The sequence below is a fragment of the Holdemania sp. 1001095H_141210_F2 genome (genome assembly GCF_015558105.1).
Taxonomy (GTDB): Bacteria; Bacillota_I; Bacilli_A; order Erysipelotrichales; family Erysipelotrichaceae; genus Holdemania.
On sequence record NZ_JADNPO010000005.1, the window covers coordinates 21,667 to 37,344 of the forward strand.

Annotated in this window: 17 protein-coding genes and 1 tRNA gene; 4 read left to right on the top strand and 14 right to left on the bottom strand. The window is 51.0% G+C overall.

Annotation, left to right across the window (positions count from 1 at the left end):
* Window positions 1-271 precede the first annotated feature (271 nt).
* Both I2G61_RS04645 and I2G61_RS04650 read right to left on the bottom strand, forming a co-directional pair.
* Window positions 272-772, bottom strand: a complete 501-nt coding sequence (locus I2G61_RS04645) for a hypothetical protein (protein ID WP_139248570.1) — start codon at window positions 770-772, stop codon at window positions 272-274.
* Between the two features lie 263 nt (window positions 773-1,035).
* Window positions 1,036-1,111, bottom strand: a tRNA-Thr gene (locus I2G61_RS04650).
* Window positions 1,112-1,572: 461 nt separating this feature from the next.
* On the opposite strand from I2G61_RS04650, the gene I2G61_RS04655 reads away from it, so the two are divergent.
* Entirely contained in the window at window positions 1,573-1,746 is a 174-nt protein-coding gene (locus I2G61_RS04655; RefSeq protein ID WP_229056741.1) for a hypothetical protein, read from the top strand.
* A gap of 235 nt (window positions 1,747-1,981) precedes the next feature.
* Here the strand turns inward: I2G61_RS04655 and I2G61_RS04660 are convergent, their stop codons facing one another.
* From I2G61_RS04660 to I2G61_RS04690, 8 genes are all read right to left on the bottom strand, one after another.
* Window positions 1,982-2,686: a CBS domain-containing protein gene (locus tag I2G61_RS04660; RefSeq protein ID WP_072683773.1), complete on the bottom strand. Its 705-nt coding sequence runs from the start codon at window positions 2,684-2,686 to the stop codon at window positions 1,982-1,984.
* A gap of 44 nt (window positions 2,687-2,730) precedes the next feature.
* Window positions 2,731-3,429 carry a 2,3,4,5-tetrahydropyridine-2,6-dicarboxylate N-acetyltransferase gene (gene dapD / locus I2G61_RS04665; protein WP_072683774.1) on the bottom strand — a complete coding sequence of 233 codons (699 nt, stop codon included), beginning with the start codon at window positions 3,427-3,429 and terminating at the stop codon, window positions 2,731-2,733.
* The gene (dapF, locus tag I2G61_RS04670; protein ID WP_072683775.1) at window positions 3,426-4,235 is read right to left on the bottom strand and encodes a diaminopimelate epimerase; all 810 of its coding nucleotides are present in this window, start codon (window positions 4,233-4,235) and stop codon (window positions 3,426-3,428) included. Before dapF ends, dapD begins: the two co-directional genes overlap by 4 nt.
* Window positions 4,236-4,238: 3 nt before the next feature.
* Complete coding sequence (locus I2G61_RS04675) at window positions 4,239-5,240, bottom strand: aspartate-semialdehyde dehydrogenase (protein ID WP_072683776.1); 1,002 nt, start codon at window positions 5,238-5,240, stop codon at window positions 4,239-4,241.
* 193 nt (window positions 5,241-5,433) lie between these two features.
* The gene (locus I2G61_RS04680; protein WP_229056742.1) at window positions 5,434-6,018 is read right to left on the bottom strand and encodes an XRE family transcriptional regulator; all 585 of its coding nucleotides are present in this window, start codon (window positions 6,016-6,018) and stop codon (window positions 5,434-5,436) included.
* A 51-nt stretch (window positions 6,019-6,069) separates the two neighbouring features.
* Complete coding sequence (locus I2G61_RS16385; protein WP_229056743.1) at window positions 6,070-6,216, bottom strand: helix-turn-helix domain-containing protein; 147 nt, start codon at window positions 6,214-6,216, stop codon at window positions 6,070-6,072.
* Between the two features lie 203 nt (window positions 6,217-6,419).
* Window positions 6,420-6,890 (bottom strand): GyrI-like domain-containing protein, encoded by a 471-nt coding sequence (locus I2G61_RS04685; RefSeq protein WP_072683777.1) that lies wholly within the window; start codon window positions 6,888-6,890, stop codon window positions 6,420-6,422.
* 19 nt (window positions 6,891-6,909) lie between these two features.
* Window positions 6,910-7,629: a GntR family transcriptional regulator gene (locus tag I2G61_RS04690; protein WP_195395665.1), complete on the bottom strand. Its 720-nt coding sequence runs from the start codon at window positions 7,627-7,629 to the stop codon at window positions 6,910-6,912.
* Between the two features lie 155 nt (window positions 7,630-7,784).
* On the opposite strand from I2G61_RS04690, the gene I2G61_RS04695 reads away from it, so the two are divergent.
* The 3 genes from I2G61_RS04695 to I2G61_RS04705 are packed head-to-tail and all read left to right on the top strand — an operon-like array spanning window position 7,785 to window position 10,052.
* Window positions 7,785-8,555 carry a PTS sugar transporter subunit IIC gene (locus I2G61_RS04695; protein WP_195395666.1) on the top strand — a complete coding sequence of 257 codons (771 nt, stop codon included), beginning with the start codon at window positions 7,785-7,787 and terminating at the stop codon, window positions 8,553-8,555.
* On the top strand, window positions 8,548-9,345 hold the full coding sequence (locus I2G61_RS04700; protein WP_072683780.1) for a PTS system mannose/fructose/sorbose family transporter subunit IID: 798 nt from the start codon (window positions 8,548-8,550) through the stop codon (window positions 9,343-9,345). The genes I2G61_RS04695 and I2G61_RS04700 overlap by 8 nt, the downstream gene beginning before the upstream one ends.
* Window positions 9,345-10,052, top strand: coding sequence for an SIS domain-containing protein (locus tag I2G61_RS04705; protein ID WP_072683781.1), 708 nt, complete (start codon window positions 9,345-9,347; stop codon window positions 10,050-10,052). Before I2G61_RS04700 ends, I2G61_RS04705 begins: the two co-directional genes overlap by 1 nt.
* Window positions 10,053-10,123: 71 nt before the next feature.
* Here the strand turns inward: I2G61_RS04705 and I2G61_RS04710 are convergent, their stop codons facing one another.
* The 4 genes from I2G61_RS04710 to I2G61_RS04725 form a co-directional block, all read right to left on the bottom strand.
* Window positions 10,124-11,308, bottom strand: coding sequence for a DNA glycosylase AlkZ-like family protein (locus tag I2G61_RS04710; RefSeq protein ID WP_072683782.1), 1,185 nt, complete (start codon window positions 11,306-11,308; stop codon window positions 10,124-10,126).
* Between the two features lie 333 nt (window positions 11,309-11,641).
* On the bottom strand, window positions 11,642-12,493 hold the full coding sequence (locus tag I2G61_RS04715; protein ID WP_229056744.1) for an HAD family hydrolase: 852 nt from the start codon (window positions 12,491-12,493) through the stop codon (window positions 11,642-11,644).
* 325 nt (window positions 12,494-12,818) lie between these two features.
* Window positions 12,819-14,177: a Sapep family Mn(2+)-dependent dipeptidase gene (locus I2G61_RS04720; protein WP_083538447.1), complete on the bottom strand. Its 1,359-nt coding sequence runs from the start codon at window positions 14,175-14,177 to the stop codon at window positions 12,819-12,821.
* A gap of 102 nt (window positions 14,178-14,279) precedes the next feature.
* The gene (locus I2G61_RS04725; RefSeq protein WP_072683783.1) at window positions 14,280-15,626 is read right to left on the bottom strand and encodes a hypothetical protein; all 1,347 of its coding nucleotides are present in this window, start codon (window positions 15,624-15,626) and stop codon (window positions 14,280-14,282) included.
* Between the last annotated feature and the right edge of the window lie 52 nt (window positions 15,627-15,678).

Sequence of the window (15,678 nt, forward strand, 5' to 3'; positions counted from 1 at the left end):
TCGAAAATGATTTTCTTTATGGCATTTTTAAACTCCTTACCGGTTTTTCTGATCACAGTCATTCCGTCGTCGGTTCAAAAGTGCTGAGTTATGGATTACTTTTATTATACACGGTTTACTCTTCTCTGTCCTTCATTTTTTATAATCGGTCTTTCGCTTGCCTCATTTTCATCATCCAATGAAGCTGACAGTCAGCCAGACACAGGACTTGAACCCGGGACCGACGAATTGCGCATGCAAACATTTCATTGCAAAGGGGATCCGAGCTTCTTCAGTGATCAAATAAGTTCCGCTCTGCAAACATCGCGGTGATAACCCTGCGCTTCGCTTCCGTAAACGCAATCGGCTGATCATAGCTGAACGAGATCATCCTGTTGGATTTCAGAAGATAGATCGTATTTCTGTAATCTGTCTGGAGCGGGGGATCCGTGTCGGGATTGAGCTTGGCAGCCGCAAAGTCCGCGTTCCAGACGTCCGCATCCAGTATAACCAGACCTTCCAGCGCTGCCAATGAACAGGATTTCGCTGAACAAGGAAGACCGCTTTCCCGGGCAAAGCCTGCGATCGGATCGTTTTCTTCTGCGAAATCAATAATTTCCAAATTTATATGGATTCGTATTTTTGCCCCATCATCCCAACCGTTAAGGCTCAGCCGATACCGCTGATCATTGCGGCCATCCGTGTTCACCTGTTTACTTTCCACAACTTCCTCAGTATAGCCAAGATCCGCCATCGACAACACCTGCGGCGCTTTCTGCCCAACAACATTCATATAGAAAAGAACTCCGGCCATGAAGAGCATAAAAATTAAAAATCTGAAATCCCGTCTGAACTCATTATTTAACATTTCTATCTGTGGATATTTCATTCCCAGCCGATCACCGATTTCTAACAGTTTCTTATTGACCATTTTTCTTCCCCTGCCGCTTCTTCTATCTGCTTCTTCATTAATTCTATTGTATCAAAGTTCCGTTGTTTTGAATGAAAAGCATAAAAAAATCCCGCTGAATTTCTCAACGGGATATCCTTTTCTCATGGTGCCGACTATAGGACTTGAACCTACCACCTACGCGTTACGAGTGCGTTGCTCTACCGGATGAGCTAAGTCGGCGTAAATATAGTTTATAAAAACTGTGTCCTTCTGTCAAGTTTTTTTAGCATTTTATTCGCAACTTTTGTTACTCCTCACTGGAAAAACTGCGAGAAAATTTGTTCGCTGAGATCCTCGGATTAAGAAAACTTGTTGTGAGCTTGGATTCTACACTGAATCGCGGTCAGAAACAACAAACTTCTGATCCTTCTCTCCTTCAAGCAACAATTTTCGACTTCATTTAAGGATTAAAAAGAACACAGTGAAAATGAAAACTGGACCCGAAAAGGAAACTTTAATTGCTTTGTGAAAAACAATTTCATCATTTTCTTAGAGAGGAATTTTAACTTTTCCGCAATCTTATTAGGGCAGGGTTTTGTTGAACCGCGGATGCCCGTCCGAATAGAGTCGACTTTTGGTCTTTTCCAATTCAATTCAAACCGACAGATTTTTGTCATCTGTCGTCAAAGGAGGGCAATTCTATGGAACATTTCCTGGAACTTTTCGATGCTGTAATTTTGAAAGTTGTATTGCCCTTGATCGAATGCACGATCAAAGTGATTGAATGCCGCTTAAAAATTATAGGGGCAAAAAAAAAGCGCTGCAACTACTCCCCAAGTGATTCAGCGCTCATCTGTCTGCCGCCATGCTCGTAAGAGATAGCGGTTGACGGGTGCCGCCTTTCAGCAATACCTTACACCTTGAGTATAGGCATTCCGGATGGAATTTCAACCTTTTCCTTCTCTTCTTGAGTACATTTATTCAATTCAGCGATGAGATTGGCCTACTCGCTATTATTCTGTTAAGCCTGTCTATTCTTGCCGGCTGAAACAAGGAAATCATGATGCTGGCTAAACTAAAAGGGGAGTTCATCGTTCCCCTTCCGTTCCCCTATTTATCCAGCTCATACAACAGCGGCAGATCGGCGACCGTGATGATCCCGATCGGCTTCTGATGAGCACTTCCGGACTCTGTGATCAGGATTGCCGAAATGCTGACGCCGCGGTGCAGGCTTGCCTCAAACAAATCCTGTGCTTCGGTGACATCCGCCGTGCGGGGCAGAAACAGAACCCGCTCTTTTTTATCCTTAAAATACAGACAATCGCTGACCACACCGGAAAGCGGTTTGTTCGTACGGCTCTGGTGCAGCGTCCAGCGGGCGATCATCTCCATCGTTAACAGCGCGTGAAATCCGCCCTGGGCATAGACCGGCAGCTTGGAGGAGCCCATCGTTTCCATGATATCTACCGCTTCCCGGATTTCCGTCTGGGGATCGCAGATTTTCACCGGCTTGAGAAAATGTGCGCTGACTCGCGGCGGTTCGCAGATTTTCCGCGCCAGCTCCTCAATTTCCGTAACGACCTCGTCGATGGGAATCGCGATGATATGTCCCTCGTCGGAGCGCTGGTGCACGATCGCATTGCGCAGATCGGCATATTCCTGCAGCTCCATTTCATACTTGCGGACTAACCCGCTGCTGCGGGACGCCTGGTTCAACAACTGATAAAAACGCGAATACCGTGTGACGCCGGTGATCTGCTTCAACTGCTTTTCGATCATCGCGAACGCGTTCAGAAACCGCTGTGCATTATCCATGGAAAACCCTCCTGATGAACTCTATTATATCAGGTTTTCCGTTTTCACCGCGAACTATCCCTCAGCTTTTCCACAATTTCAGTTTTTTTCCGGGTTTGTTCGTCTTTTCGCTTGATCAGACGGGCCGGAACGCCAGCCGCCAGCCATCCCGGCGGCACATCTTCCGTAACGACCGCCCCGGCGGCGATCACCGCGGACTGACCGATCCGCACCCCTTCCAGAATCACGGCGTTAGCGCCGATCAAAACGTCGTCCTCAATCACCACCGGTTCCGCGCTAGCCGGCTCCAGCACCCCCGCTACAACAGCCCCGGCGCCGATGTGGCAGCGCCGGCCGATTTCTGCCCGCGCACCGACAACCGCATTCATGTCGACCATCGTTTCCGCACCGATCTGCGCGCCAACATTGATCACCGCGCCCGTCAGAATGACCGCATTCTCCCCGATCTCCGCCGCATCCCGAATCCAGGCTCCCGGTTCAATCCGGCAAGGCAGATCCTGAATCGCAAGCAACGGCCAGGCGCTCTGGCGCTGCGGACAGACTAACCGCAGATCGCGCAGCCGGTCTTTCTGGGCCTGCAGCTGAGGGCGCAGGCTGTCCCATTCGCCGATTACCAGCTTGAACGATTCGCCATAGACCGCGGCGTCTGTCCAGTGCGTCGGGGAGTCTTCGTTAAACAGCAAAAGCACCTCTGTGCTGCGTGGGTGATCATGCAGCTTCTGAATCAGTTCTTCGGTTTTCATTCGCACGCTTTGACCTCCACCTTTCCGATATACACCGACGGGCCGGTTAATAAGCATTGTTTGTCCGGCGCTTGTTCCACTTGAAGCAGACCGCCAGGACAGCGAACCTTACAAGGCAGCGGACAGAGGCCGAAGATCGCCGCCGCGACGGCGCTGGCGCATGCGCCGGTTCCGCAGGCCAAGGTCCAGCCGACACCCCGCTCCCATGTCCTGACCTGCAGCTCGCCGTTTTCCTTCAAACGCACGAAATCCACATTCGTGCCTTCCTTAAAGAATGGATGTCTGCCGAGGGTACAGGCCTGTTCCTCGCTGACGGCTTCCGGATCCGGCGTAAAGAGCACGGTATGGGGAACGCCCAGCCAGAAGCTGCAGGACTGCTGCTGAGAAAGAAAAGGGGCGTGAAGCAACCCTGGAAGCAGCGGTTGATTCGTCATCCGCTTCGCGTCAAAATCCGGAATGCCCGCTTCCACCCGACAGATAAACGGCTCGGTTGAACAAATCCACACGCTCCGCAATCCGTCGCCAGTTCCGATTCGATAAGGACGATCCGCCCTGATCCAGCCCTTGCGGTACGCATGATGCACAAAGCAGCGCAGACCATTGCCGCACATTCCGGCCCGGGTTCCGTCCTGATTCCACAATTCCATGCTTAACGGATCCCGCCGGGCGATGATCAGACCATCCGCTCCGAAACCACGGTGCCGGTCGCACAGCGCAGCGACCTGTTGGGGATCGATCACCGGCGTCCGGCTGCCGTCAACAATCAGAAAATCATTGCCGCAGCCCTGATATTTTTCCAGAATCAAACGCTACACTCCTTTCTTCAACAATCCATTCTGCCAGGCCCATTCGCCGATCTGCACGGCGTTGGTCGCTGCCCCCTTGCGCAGCTGATCACAGCAGCACCACAGATGCAGTCCCTGCTTACATGCCCCATCCTGACGCAGCCGTCCGATCACCACCGCGTCGCTGTCGGTGCATTCCTTCGGTGTCGGATACGGTGCTTCGTTGAGCACAAGCCCCGGACATTCCTCGGCAGCCTGACGAATCGCATCCAGACTAACTTCTGTTTCAGTTTCCACATAGATCGACTCCGAATGACAGCGATACACCGGCACCCGCACACAGGTGCAGCTGACCTGCAGCGCTTCATCATGAAGGATCCGGCGGCCTTCGTTCTGCATCTTCCATTCCTCTGCGCTGATCCCGTTTTCATCGAAATCACCGATCTGCGGGATGACATTGAACGCGATCGGAAACGGGAACACCTCCGGGGCTGCGGACGGATCGCGGATCTGGCGTTCCAGCTCGTCCATCCCCTTCATACCCGCGCCGCTGACGGCCTGATAGGTGCTGACGATCATCCGCTTTACGCGCGTCAGCTTCAGGATCGGCGAGAGCGCCATCATCGCCAGAATCGTCGCGCAGTTGGGATTGGCAACAATGCCGTGATGCCAGCGGATATCCCGGGCATTGATCTCGGGGATGACTAACGGCACATCCTCATCCAGTCGGAAAGCGCTGCTGTTGTCGACAAACAAAGCCCCGCTGCGGCGGATCAACGGCGCGTATTCCTTTGCCAGATCGTTATCCACCGCCCCGAACACCAGATCGACGTCCTTGAGAGCCGCTGGAGAAAATTCCTCGACAATCCCTGTCTTCGCCCCCAAATCGATCACCTTGCCGGCGCTGTGGGGACTGGCTAAAAGCTTTAACGAACGCATCGGAAACCGGCGTTCCTGCAAAATCCGGATCATCGTCCGGCCGACCGCCCCGGTTGCGCCCAGAACGGCGACATTCACTTTTTCCACATTCTCACTCCTGTCTATTCACTCCAAGATAGTAAAAAGCCCGGGTTCGGCCTGGGCTTTTATCTTGAATATGGGTGAATTTCACGAAAGGACTGCCGCGATTTACATCGCTGGAAAGCGGCGGCTTCGCTCAGACGATCCAAGTCAGAAATAATTAAGACGGATAGAGTTGATTTCTGCTTCCTCAAAGAGTTCAGAGCTTGGCGATCTTCTCCTTGATTCTGCGCTTTGCCTTAAACAGAAAACGCGTGGCATATTGTTCATTTTTTACCAGAATCTCGTAGGTTTCGATCGTACCCAGAGAGATGACAAAGCCACACAGTCCCAGTCCCAATCCCAGAAAAATCAATACCGACAGGGATGACCAGGGGAAAATTCCACGGATGGAAAAGACCAGTGCCAAAATTCCCAACACAAACAAAATCGTGGACGGCATCGCGATCAGAGTCGCTTTCTTTTTCAGCGCAACATATTCTTCCATCAGGGAACTGCGCACCTCCGGATCGAACAACAGCGGTTCTTCTTTCAGCACTTTGTATTGTTCCTGTTCCGCAAACATCGCGACAATCAGCGCGCAAACGCCCAACGCCCCGATCCCGGCCGCGCCCAGCAGTTTCATCGCCGGCTGATTTTCAAACAGAATAATCGGTATCCCGGTCAGCGCTCCGCATAAGAAACCCAATCCCAGAAACCGGTTGACCCGTTTCTCGCTGGCCAGAAAGCCATTCGCCATTTCCCGGCTGACATAATAGCCTTTTTCATCGGCGGCTCGCTCCACTTTTTCAGCTTTAAGCAGATAGTCGGTCGATACCCCAAACAGCTGGGAGAGCTACAGGATTTTCTCGGTTTCCGGATATCCCTGATTGTTCTCCCACTTACTGACAGCCTGCCGGGTTGTACCCAGCTGATCGGCCAGCGCTTCCTGCGACAGGCCCTTTTCTTTGCGCAGCTTGAATAGTTTTTCTCCAAAATTCATTTTTATTTCCTCCTCAGTTCTTGGATGTCCTCATCCTATCCCATTTCGAACATTCAATCTATCTCTCTAAAAATGCACTTTGTCAACTTTGCGTTGCGTTTCTGTTTTCTGGACTGTTTTTCCTTGTTTTTCACTGTTTTGCAGGATTCAAAAAGATCCCTGCGCCATAGTGCAAGGATTCGGCATGATCGCTGGTTTGACATTCAGCAAACGGGAAAAAACAAGAACATCTCACCGTTTTTCTGCGGACAATAGAATTCCTGGATGGCGCCCGCGAGCGTCAGCCCCTGCTTCTTTATTTCATCAAGACCTGTCCGCAGGACTTCAGAGGCATCGCCCTCGACTGGAACATAGAGATAATCAAATGCGGGAATGATCCACTTTGTCCATCCTTCCGGAGCTTCCGTTTCAACCGGCACCTGCACGCCCGCCAGATAATAGCCTTCTGTCAAATGATTCTCCCAAGGTTGGAATGTCCGGTCAAAGTTCGTCATCGCGCCCCAGAAACCGGCCAGATTTCCCTGTTCATCCCGCAAAGCCAGCTGCGAAATTTCAGTGGAATGTTCATTGAAGTTTTTCCACAATCGCTGAATCCAGTTCTTATTCGTGTTTTGGGTGCTGTCCTCTTTTCCCAGAACGGCAAAAGCGGGCATCGTGCAGCGTAAGAATTCCATCGTGTTTTCTCCTTTTGATTTAATCCTCGTTCAAAGTTCTGACCATCGACAATTTGCAGCGATCAGTCCGATAATAATTAAAAGCCAGTTCAAAAGGCCTGTCCTGCGCGTCATAAAAAACCATCAGGGAACGGAGTAAAGGAAACTGATCGCGAACCTGAAGTGCTTGAGCAATCGCGCCTGACGCCCCAACCGCATCTAATTCCTGCAGACTGTAAACAGGCACAATCTTCCTGGCCCTTTTTATATATTGAAATAACGAGCCCTCTGCTTCCGTTTTTCCAATGACTCCGGTCATGGCTGTAACCCAGTAGGATTCCTCATAGATCAATGGAAATCCATTCGTCAAACGCGTTCGGCAAATCCGCGTCAAAGTTTCTTCCGCAGAAATCCGCAGGTACTTCATTAAGAAGGGATCTGGTTTTACATCAGTAATGGAATGTACGATCGTCGAAGGCACATCGCCCCGCAATAAGGCCGAGCGGGTAAAACTGACGATTTCATTCATCTTTTTATAGGTAATCCGCTCACTGATAAACGTCCCTTTGCGATAATCCCGGATAACGTATCCTTCTTCAATCAGAACGTCGACGGCCTTCCTTACGGTAACTCGTGAAACGTTAAAACGCTCCTGAAGTTCTTTTTCCGAGGGCAGCCGGTCGCGGGCCTGCAGCACGCCCTGGTCTATATCGTGAATAATCGCTTTGACGATGATGTTGTATTTACTTTGTTTATCCACACAGAACACCTCTTAGGTTATTTTACCATGTTTTCTGATATATTTCACCAAAACAGAAAAATATTATAATATATTACATTATGTATTGATTTAATAATACATTAGATATACTATTAAATTAGTTCAAAGGTTGTAAAAACCAGAAAGGAGAGAATATGATACATCCCTGGCAAATTGCATTGATCACGCTCTATGCTTTCATTCAGCCGAACGAAAGCCGCTCCTTCAAAATTGGCATGGACATGCCGATTCTGGCCGGCTGGTTTACCGGTTTGCTTCTCGGCAATCCGCAAACGGGCTTAGTCTTAGGGGGTACGCTTCAATTAATGACGTTAGGAGTCAACACTTATGGAGGCACCTCCATTCCCAATACCACAGTCGGAGCGATCGTCGGCACGGCGCTGAGCTTGAATTCCACGCCGGAATTAGCGCTGGGGATTGCGATTCCCGTCGCCCTGTTAATGATCCAACTCGATATTCTGGCACGCTACGCCAATATCTTCTTCCTTCACCGGGCCGATCATTTCATCGAACAACGAAATTACGATAAAGCGGCATTCCAAAATTTACTCGGCATGATCGCACCGGGGCTGTCGCGTGCCGTACCAGTTTTTTTCGTTCTTTGCTTTGGGCAAAGCTTTGTCGAAGCGGTGATGGGCTGGATTCCGCAATGGTTTATGACCGGCTTGCAGGTGGCCGGCGGCGTCATTCCAGTCGTAGGCATTTGCATCTTGTTAAACTACCTGCCGACACGCTCTAAACTTCCATTTTTAATTCTGGGGTTCCTGTTGGCCGCCTATGTGAAAATCCCGCTGATCGGCGTCGCCGGTTTCGGGTTGGTCATTACCCTGCTGGATTATATGTACACCCGCCAGGCAGATCAACGCTGGGCCGCAATTCGCCAGGGAGGTGATCTGGATGAATAAGCTTTTTACAAAACAAGAACTGCGACGGATTAATCTGCGTCACATGTTCGGATTACAGCTGGGCCATAATTACGAAAGAATGCAGGGACTGGGCTATTTCTATGCCATCCTTCCAGCCTTGAAAAAAATCTATAAAGACGATCCGGAAGCACTCGATCGAGCCTGCCGTGCCCATATCCAGTTTTATAATACGACGCCGCAGATGTCTGAGATCATCATTGGCATGAACGTGGCGATTGAGGAAGAGGAAGGCATCGCCGCGCTGGAAACCGCAACCTCGTTAAAGACCGCATTAATGGGACCGTTTGCGGGAGTCGGCGACGTTATTTTCGGCGTCATTGCCGGAACCATCTTTGGCGCGATTGCGGGCAACATGGCGATCGCCGGCAGTACCGTGGGCATGGGAATCTGGGTTGTCTGGAACATCGCCGTTCTGTTTTTCAGAACAAAGTTATTCGATCTGGGCTACGCCCAGGGCGCTAAATTGATCACCACGATGAAAGACCAGCTTGCTTACGTCACCAACGGCGCGTCTATTCTGGGATTGATCGTCGTCGGAGCTTTGATCCCCTCTGTGATCAAGCTGAAAATTCCATATACTTTCCAATCCGGCGAGGTCAGTCTGTCCGTGCAGGAAAACCTTGATAAAATTATGCCTTATCTCCCTCAGGTTATCCTGGTTCTTCTGTGTTATCGCTTATCTAAAGTGAAAGGCATGACGGCAGGCAAGCTCATCTTTATCGTCATGATCGGTGCGATACTCTTATCCGCGCTGAAGGTAGTTGGCTGATGGAACGTAATCGTTATTTTGAAACCATCGAAGATCTGCTTCGCCGGTTGGAAATCAGTCAAAAGGAGAATATTCATCAAGCCGCGGAATTGATTGCGGACGCCATCATGACCGGCGGAATTTTGCAGTCCTTTGGCAGCGGTCATTCCTACGCGGCCGCGATCGAAGTCGCCGGACGGGCAGGCGGTTTATTTGCCGCGAAGGTGATTAAAGACCCGGCCATGGGAATTTACGAGGTTCTGGAAGGCTCCGGCAATATCTTAATGCGAAAGGTCGAAGTGCTTCCGGAAGACGTTGTGATCATTATCTCTAATTCCGGACGTAATCCGCTGCCGATTGAAATTGCGATGAAAGTCAAAGACATCGGCGCAAAACTCATTGTCGTCACATCGCTGGAATCCTCTAAAAAACTGACGAGTCGGCATAGCAGCGGCCGCCTGCTTTATGAATTCGCGGACGTGATCCTGGACAATCTTTCCGTGGAAGGGGATGCCGCGATTCCGGTCGACGGACTGCCGGTCAAGATCTGCGGAACTTCCTCCATTGCCGCGGCAGCTTTGCTTCAATCCACCATTTTGGAAGCAGTGGAACTGATGCTTGCCCGCGGTTTTCAACCGCCGGTCAGACTCAGCGCCAATGTGGATGGCGGCACCGAGCGCAGCATTGAAATTGAAAAACAGTATAAGCAGCGGATTTATCATCTTTAAAATTCAATTACCATTATAAAGATAGCTACTAAAAACGCCCTGTTCAAATACGGGACGTTTTCTTTTCATCGTTAGCTCTCTTCGAATAAACCGTCAATGTCAGTGCAGCCGTGAAATCGGGCAAAGCGCTCCAGCGTCCGATTCAAAGTCCGGCGCAGTGTCAGGCTATCGCGGACTCTCGATTCCCGCCAGAAATGTTTTACGACTAATTTTCCTTCTGCCAATTTGGTTTCCAGCGCGATCCGTCCGAAAAAACGCTCACCCCACAGCACCGGCAGCACATAGCTGTCATATTTGCGTTGTGCTTTCGGGGTGTAAATCTCCCATTTATATTGAAAATCAAACAGTGCTTCAATCAGGCGGCGATCCCACAGCGCGTTGTCCAACGGGCCTAAGAACTCCATGCGTTTGCGGTACGGCTCTTTCCGCATGACCATTTCCAGCCACGGCAGTGCTTCCGGCACGGTAAACAACGGCTGATCCAGCCCTTCCACCGTTACGGGAATGATCCGATCCTGCTTCAGCAACAAGGCAAACGCAGCCTGACGCTCCGGAGCCTTCATTTTTTCAATTCCCAGCCAGGCGTCGGAAGGCCGGTTCCAGCACAAGCCCAGGGCACGGATCCGGCGTTCCACGCGCCATCCGTAATATTCTTCATCGCTCGCAAACGGATCCGCCAGCGGATCCAGCCAGGGAAACCGCGCGGAAGTCAGATTGTAATAGCGGATTGTGCCGCGCCGGTGATGGATCACGACGTCCCCGCGGTAAAGCATCACTTCCAAAGCAACTGCTGCCAGCGAAGCCGTCCGTCCCCATACCCAGACGAGATTTTCATTCCATTGTAAATCCTGCGAACAAATAACCGGATGCGTCCGCATGAACTGTTTGATCTGTGCCGCGGCGTTTTCGATCTGTTCACTCACCCGGTGATAGCTCATAGTGTGAATTCGGTTCCGCGCAAACATGGGATAATCCTGTTCCGCATAGATCGCCATATTTTTATCCAGCGCGTCGATCAGCTTCCGATCCTTATACAATAAGGTTTCCAGCTGACTTTTCCGATAACCACCGACCCGCGCCTGCAGCACTAAATCCGCATTGCGGCCGCAGATGTCGATCGGATCAAATTGCAGACATCCCAGCTGAGCGATCAGCGTCACAATCTCTGTGTTGGTACGCCAGCGGTAAGGGCCGGACAAGCCCTGCCATAAGACATAAAACTGCCGGGCCTGGCTGCGGGTTAATGTGAATTCCATGATCAGATCCCCATTTCTTTCCTTACTTCCAGTTAATCATAAAACAGAATTATTTTCAAGCTGTTTATCCAATGAAAACTGCTTCAGGTTTATTTCTCCCAAAGCAGTTTCTGTTCATCAGATTTTCCAAGGTTGAGACACGATGATTTGTTTATCGCTTTTCACGTTTTTGTTAGAAATCCTGATCTCAAATTCATCAGCGAGGATTATGCGCCAGCGACAAAGATTAAATTACAAACCTGTATTCCCTGAGCTTGGAAATCTTCCAAATTTCGTCAGGTCCTCGCTCATCCTCATTGCGGGCAGGAGTCAAACCATCCGTTTGCCCGCTTTTTATTTTTTATTTGATTGTTCTTTTCTCATCAGCCGTTCCATCTGAATCCGGGCTTCGGTGTAATCAAGAATACTTTTCACGATCTTATCCAATTCGCGATTCTCGCTGTAATCCGCAGGCGCAATGAAATCTGCCCGGTGATCTTCAACCAACTGCTGCGCAGCCGCTTTTTTCTTCTCTGAGTCCTTGCCATACACTGCGATCGACTTGCCGCCATTGACGGTAACCAGCTTCATACATGGCACATCCGTAAGTCCGTCGCCGATATAAATCATATTGGTAAACGGGATATCGCGCAGCTGATCGGGCGTGTAGCGGTTCAGATCGTTGTCGTTGTTTTCATCCAGAACACCTTTGTTGATGCGGAAAATATACTGCGTCTTGGTCGTGTAATTCACGACGGTTGCCGGCCACACCGCAACGCCGCTGGCGTTGTAGCAATATTTGCAGGCATAGATTTTTTTGAATTCTCCGGCGATGGCCGTGCCTTCGATGATTTCCGTCAGACCCGAGGAAATGATGAAATGCTCGATTTCAATATTGTGCTGCCGGCCGTATTCGTTGATTCGGCGGAACCATTTTTCCACCCCCGGATACAGCTTGACATTTTTCCCCAGCGCAACGAAATCGCTGCGGCGGATCGGCTGTCCCATCAGATTGGCCTTGTTGAGCATCATATACATATACGTCAGGATGCCGTCCATCTTCTGACTTTCCGACAGTGCGGTTACCTCGCTCCAGAACTGCGCCGGTTCGATGCCCAGAGAAGGAATAAAACTGAATTCCTGCATATCTTTCGGCGACAGTGTTTTATCAAAATCATACATGATCGCCAGCTTCGCTGTTTTCAAAGGTCATCCCTCGTTTCTTTTCCGATCTCTATTGTACCATTTTTAGTGAATCTGTGCCTGCAGTCTGATTTGTTTTTCGTGTTTTTTGATTCGCTGCTTCCTCTTATAAATCTTGGTTTTTATGAGTCTAAATTTTATAAGGAACAGCGAATTTTCATCGCACATTAACATTTCGTGTTAGTATGCGGTGAAAATCATGGATTTCTTCACACATTGATCAATCCTCAAAGACGCCTTACTCAAGAGCAAAAGATCTGACAAAAGAGAAAAACCGGATTCTCAAAACAAATCCGGTTCATCAATATACAAAAAGGTTTATCTTGTTTTATGCTTCCAGCAGCTTCATCAGGGCATGAACGTAGATCTCTGCCTGCTGAAGCAGACAATCAATCCGCACAAACTCGTTGGCGTCGTGAATATGGCAGTCTTCGCCCATGAATTCACAGCCGAAGGCGATGCAGTTATGAATTCCCTTCGCATAGGTGCCGCCGCCCATCGTGATCGGCTTGGATTCCAGATCGCCGGTGACTTCCTGATAGGCCTGAAGCAGACGCGAAACCAGCGGTGAATCGATCGGGAAGAACAGCGGTTCCGTCCGGCTGCGGACGGTGATTTTTCCTTGTGCTTCCCCGGCCAGCGCGACTTCAATCCGGCTGGCGATCTGCCCGGAATTCATCGTCACCGGAAACCGGATGTCGATGGTTCCGCGGATGACGCCGTTTTCCGCTTTAATGATACCGTTACTGAAGGTCAGCGGACCATATTCATCCTCAACCTGGCAATCACAGCCCGCTCCATCGCAGCTCGTACCGATCCGGCGGTTGTAGAATTCAACAAAATCATCCTGCATTCCCACTTCCGCCAGAGCCGCCATCAGTTCGCCGATCGCGTTGACGCCTAGCTTCGGAGTGCTGGCATGCGCCGCCGTTCCGTAAACGTCGACGATCAGATCGCCCTGTTCCGGTTTGATTTCAAAGGTCACCGGATGTTTTTCCAGCGCTAGGCGCAGCGCTTCTTCCGATACGGCTTCGCTGTCAACGATCATCGTGCAGTGGTTGCAGACGACATTGGATGCCACGCCCCCGCGGATTTCCTTGATCTGTGTGCGGACGCTTTCAAAGTCCAGTCCCAGCGCGCCTTTTTCTCCATGCACGCCCGGGAACGTACCGTCCGGCGTAAAGCCCATGTCGATATGCCCTTCTTTTTCCACATAATGCGCCAGACATTTTGATCCCGTTTCTTCGTTGGTGCCCAGAATCAGCCGGATTCGCTTGGTCAGCGGCACGTTCATATCCTTTAATACTTTCATTGCGATCATCGAAGCGACCACCGCGCCCTTATCGTCGCTGGTGCCGCGGCCGTAAACCCGGTCACCGTCGCGGGTTAGCGTAAACGGATCGGTCTTCCAGCCCTCGCCTGCCGGTACGACGTCCAGATGCGCCAGCACGCCGATCACCTGTTCACCCTCGCCGATTTCAGCATAGCCGGCATAATGATCGACATTCTTGACCGCAAAACCATAACCCTCCGCAATTTCCAGCGCTTTATCCAGACAGGCTGCCGGCACCTCGCCAAACGGCGCGTCCGGCTGCGGCTCGCCCTGGACTGAATTATACGAAACCAGCGTTGCCAGATCGTTCAGCATCGCTTCTTCATAGCTTTTTACCCGTTCTTGAATCTCCATTGTGTTCTATTCCTCCTGTTTACTGCTTTTCAGTTTAGCACGTTTCCCGGCGTTCGCCAACGTTTCGCTTGAATCTTGGCCCCGCCTGTCCCATTCTCATCGTTACTGAATTCGCTTTTGATAGATCAGGCGGCAAGGCTGGGAAGCATCGGTATTCGGTTCGCAAGCCATTTCCCAGATCACCAGCGGAGAATCCGGATCCTGCGCCATTTCCCGAATCGCCGGAATATAGTATTCGTTGCCCTGTTCATCCCGGATAAAACTTGTGTTTTCAATCTCCTCGCCCCGGACATAGCGGACGATCTGGCGCTCGCCTTCCGTCCGTCGCTCCGTCACGATCGCTATCGGTTCCGCCGCTGCTTCAATTTCCGGCGCTCCTGCGGCACTGCGGATCAGAATACAATCCTCAGCGGTATCTGCATCGTAAATAATCCCTTCGTGTTCAAAGGTCGCCAGCGGCAGCGTCCGGCCTAAGAGCGCGGTTGACACTGCGTTCACATCCCCAATGCGCACCACTGCCAGCAACTCCTCCGCGACAGCTTCCGGCAGATTCAGTAAAAGTGGATCTCCGCCCATGCCGCTGGCCGGACAGATCAGCTGATCGGGTTCCCCTTCGCAAAGATAGGTCTTCGACGCCGCCATCAGATTCAGAAGCAGCGTTTCATTGGCCTGAAGCTGATCGGGGCGGGTGAATTCCTGGCCGGTCAGCGCGGCGAAATAAAACGCGATCTCCTCGCCGGACAGCGTCGGATTCAGCTCCCCGATAGAGAATTGATACGTCTGCGGATCCTCTTGCTTCGCAAACCCGCCGCTGTTCCGGGAGTAGGGTTTCAGCTGCGCGTATTCGTAATCCTGCGTATTCAGAATCACCGTGCGCAGCTCAAACAAGGCCTTTTCAGCCTGTTCCCGGCTTTTTTCCACTTCCGTTTGATGCGTCTGAGCCGCTTGCTGCACTGCTTCGGCCAAGGCCGGAGTCACCTGTTCATCGGGAGCGTCGACCGGCCAGCGCGTCGTCTTGGAGGACGTCGTCACCGCCGCCGTGCACGTACTCTGATAACCATCGCAGATCAGCTCCACATAAGCCTGCTTCGTTACGCCGTCTTCCTGAAAGGAAACCACATCCTGACAGGTGTAATTCAGCTCCGCGGTATCGTTGACCGGATCCCAGATCAGCAGCGGATGATCGCGCTGGCCGACATACAGCACGACCAGATTGTTCGCGTTGCGCCACAGCTCAAACGGCTGGGCCTCGCCTTGTTCGTCAATGAAGATTTCAGCCTCTTTCAGCCGCTTGAACATCGCGCTGATCGTTTCGTCGGTCAGCTTCGTTCCAGCCAGACGCTCCGCTTCCGCACTTGCGGTCGGTACGGCCGCCGGCGACGCTGGTTTTGGCGTACACCCGGTGAATAAAAAGCCGGCAGCCAGTACCAGAATAAGTTTCTTTCTCATTGCGGATACTCCTTCCTCACTTTGACATTTTCCTTATTTATCCTTCTCGTTT